Source organism: Bradyrhizobium sp., from assembly GCF_028868675.1.
Classification (GTDB): Bacteria; Pseudomonadota; Alphaproteobacteria; order Rhizobiales; family Xanthobacteraceae; genus Bradyrhizobium.
This window is the reverse complement of the sequence record NZ_JAGWUA010000335.1, coordinates 1-2,942: the sequence shown is the minus strand read 5'-3', so window position 1 is coordinate 2,942 and position 2,942 is coordinate 1. Positions and strand designations below refer to the sequence as shown.

General features: G+C 64.4%; 1 protein-coding gene. It reads left to right on the top strand.

Annotation, left to right across the window (positions count from 1 at the left end):
* The coding region (locus tag KGM94_RS24680; protein WP_300265195.1) for a strawberry notch family protein at window positions 1–2,942 on the top strand (2,942 nt) is incomplete at both ends.

Genomic DNA, 2,942 nt, shown 5'->3' with positions numbered 1-2,942 from the left:
CAGGGACAGGTCGTGTTCTCGGCGGCGATTGACGGCGCCGTCTATGCCAAGCACGGTACCACCACCGACACCCGCCTGACCGTTATCGATCGCGTGCCGGCGGGCGATATCGCGTTGTTGCCGGCATCCGCTGGCATCGCGCGAGACCTGCCGACTTTGCTCGGCTGGGTCATCCGGGACGTGCCAGCACGTCGTCCAATTGCTGGCAAGCCGATTGCGGTCGTGCCAGCGATTGCCAGCCCTTCAACGCCCCGAACCCTCCGCGCCTACGTTGCCCAGCGCCAGCCGGTGACCGCGGCGCCAGCATCTGAGCTGGTGAAGACGGAAGTCGCCTACGAGTCCGTCAACTGGGCGCCCACCGATGCCAGCAAGATCACCGACGCGCTCTACGAATCGTACGCATTGCAGTCGATCCGCATTCCCGGCGCGCAGGCCCATCCCACAAGGCTCGTGCAGTCGGCTGCAATGGCGTCGGTCGCGCCGCCAAAGCCATCCTATCGGCCGCATCTGCCGGCCAATGTCATAACGGATGGCATCCTTTCGGACGCGCAGCTCGAGAGCGTCATCTATGCTGGCCAAGCCCATTCGGAATTTCTCGCAGGCTTCTGGACGGTCGATACCACCTTTGACGTCGTGGCGGCCGCGCGTGATGACGCTGAGAATGCGGTTCGTTTTCGCCGCGGCTGGTTTCTCGGCGACGGCACCGGCGCGGGCAAGGGACGGCAGGTTGCCGGTATCCTGCTCGACAATTGGCTCAAGGGCCGCCGTCGTGCGGTCTGGATTAGCAAATCCGACAAGCTGATCGAGGATGCGCAGCGCGATTGGTCGGCGCTTGGGGTGGAGCGGCTGCTCGTGACGCCGCTTTCCCGCTTCCGGCAGGGCACGCCGATCCGGCTTGCGGAAGGCGTCCTATTTACCACCTACGCTACGCTGCGCACCGACGAGCGTGGAGAAAAGCTTTCGCGCGTGCGTCAGATCGTTGAATGGTTGGGCTCCGACTTCGACGGAGTGATCGTCTTCGACGAGAGCCACGCCATGCAGAACGCGCTTGGTGGCAAAGGCGAGCGGGGTGACCAGGCGGCCTCTCAGCAGGGCCGCGCGGGCCTGAGGCTGCAGCATGCTCTGCCGAATGCCCGCGTCGTCTACGTCTCGGCCACTGGTGCGACTACGGTTCATAATCTCGCCTACGCTCAGCGTCTCGGACTATGGGGCGGTGACGACTTCCCATTCGCGACGCGGGCCGAGTTTGTCGAGGCGATCGAGGAGGGCGGTGTCGCCGCCATGGAGGTTTTGGCGCGCGACCTCAAGGCGCTCGGCCTTTATGCCGCGCGTTCGCTATCTTATGAGGGTGTCGAATACGAACTGCTCGAACACCAGCTTACGCCCGAGCAGGTTCGCATCTACGATGCCTATGCCGGCGCATTCAGCATCATCCATAATAATCTCGACGCGGCCATGCGCGCCGCCAACATCACCGGCGAGACCGGCACGCTGAACGCGCAGGCGAAGTCCGCCGCGCGTTCCGCCTTCGAAGGTGCCAAGCAGCGCTTCTTCGGCCATCTGCTTACCTCGATGAAGACGCCCTCGCTGATCCGCTCGATCGAGCGCGATCTTGATACCGGCCATGCGGCCGTCATCCAGATCGTCTCGACCGGAGAGGCGCTGATGGAGCGCCGGCTAGCGGAGATTCCGACCGAAGAGTGGAGCGACGTTCAGGTCGACATCACCCCGCGGGAGTATGTCCTCGATTACCTCGCCCATTCCTTCCCGGTCCAGCTCTATGAGCCCTTCACCGACTCAGAGGGTAATCTCTCTTCCCGGCCCGTCTATCGCGACGGTCAGCCGGTCGAGAGCCGGGAAGCCGCCAAGCGCCGCGACCGCCTGATCGAAAAGCTCGCCTCGCTTCCGCCCGTACCGGGTGCGCTCGACCAGATCGTCCAGCGGTTCGGCACGGACATGGTCGCTGAGGTCACGGGACGTTCTCGCCGCGTCGTTCGTAAACGGGATCGGCTGATCGTCGAGAACCGCGCGGCCTCGGCCAATCTCGCCGAGACCGCGGCCTTCATGGACGACGCCAAGCGCATCCTCATCTTCAGCGACGCCGGCGGCACGGGGAGAAGCTACCATGCCGAACTGTCGGCTCGGAATCGCAGGCTGCGTGTTCATTACCTGCTCGAGCCTGGCTGGAAAGCCGACGCCGCCATCCAGGGCTTGGGTCGCACGAATCGTACCAACCAGGCGCAGCCGCCGCTGTTTCGCCCCATTGCGACAGATGTGAAGGCGGAGAAGCGCTTTCTCAGCACCATTGCTCGCCGGCTCGACACGCTGGGCGCCATCACCCGAGGTCAGCGTCAGACCGGGGGCCAGGGGCTGTTCAGGCCGGAGGACAATCTGGAAAGCCATTACGGCCGTGACGCACTGCGCCAACTATATCTGCTTCTCGTCCGCGGCAAGGTTGAAGGCTGCTCGCTCCAGGTGTTCGAGGACGCGACCGGTCTGAAGCTGATGGATGCCAACGGCATCAAGGATGAACTGCCGCCGATCACGACATTCTTGAACAGGCTGCTGGCGTTGACCATCGACCTGCAAAACGTGTTGTTCGCCGCGTTCGAGCAACTGCTCTCCGCCCGCATCGAAGGGGCGATCGCGTCCGGCGCCTACGATGCCGGCCTGGAGACGCTGCTCGCCGAGAGCTTCATCATCACCGACCGACGCGTCATCTATACCCATCCCGGGACTGGCACCGAGACACGGCTGCTGACCATCACCGAACGGCGGCGTAATCGTCCCGTAACGCTGCGGGAGGCGTTCGATCGGCTCTCGGATTCGTGCGCCGTGCCGCTCGTCAACGAGCGCTCGGGCCGGGCCGCCGTTCAGGTGCCTGCGCCGAGCTTCATGCTCGATGACGGTGAGATCGAACGGCGCGTGCGGCTGATCCGGCC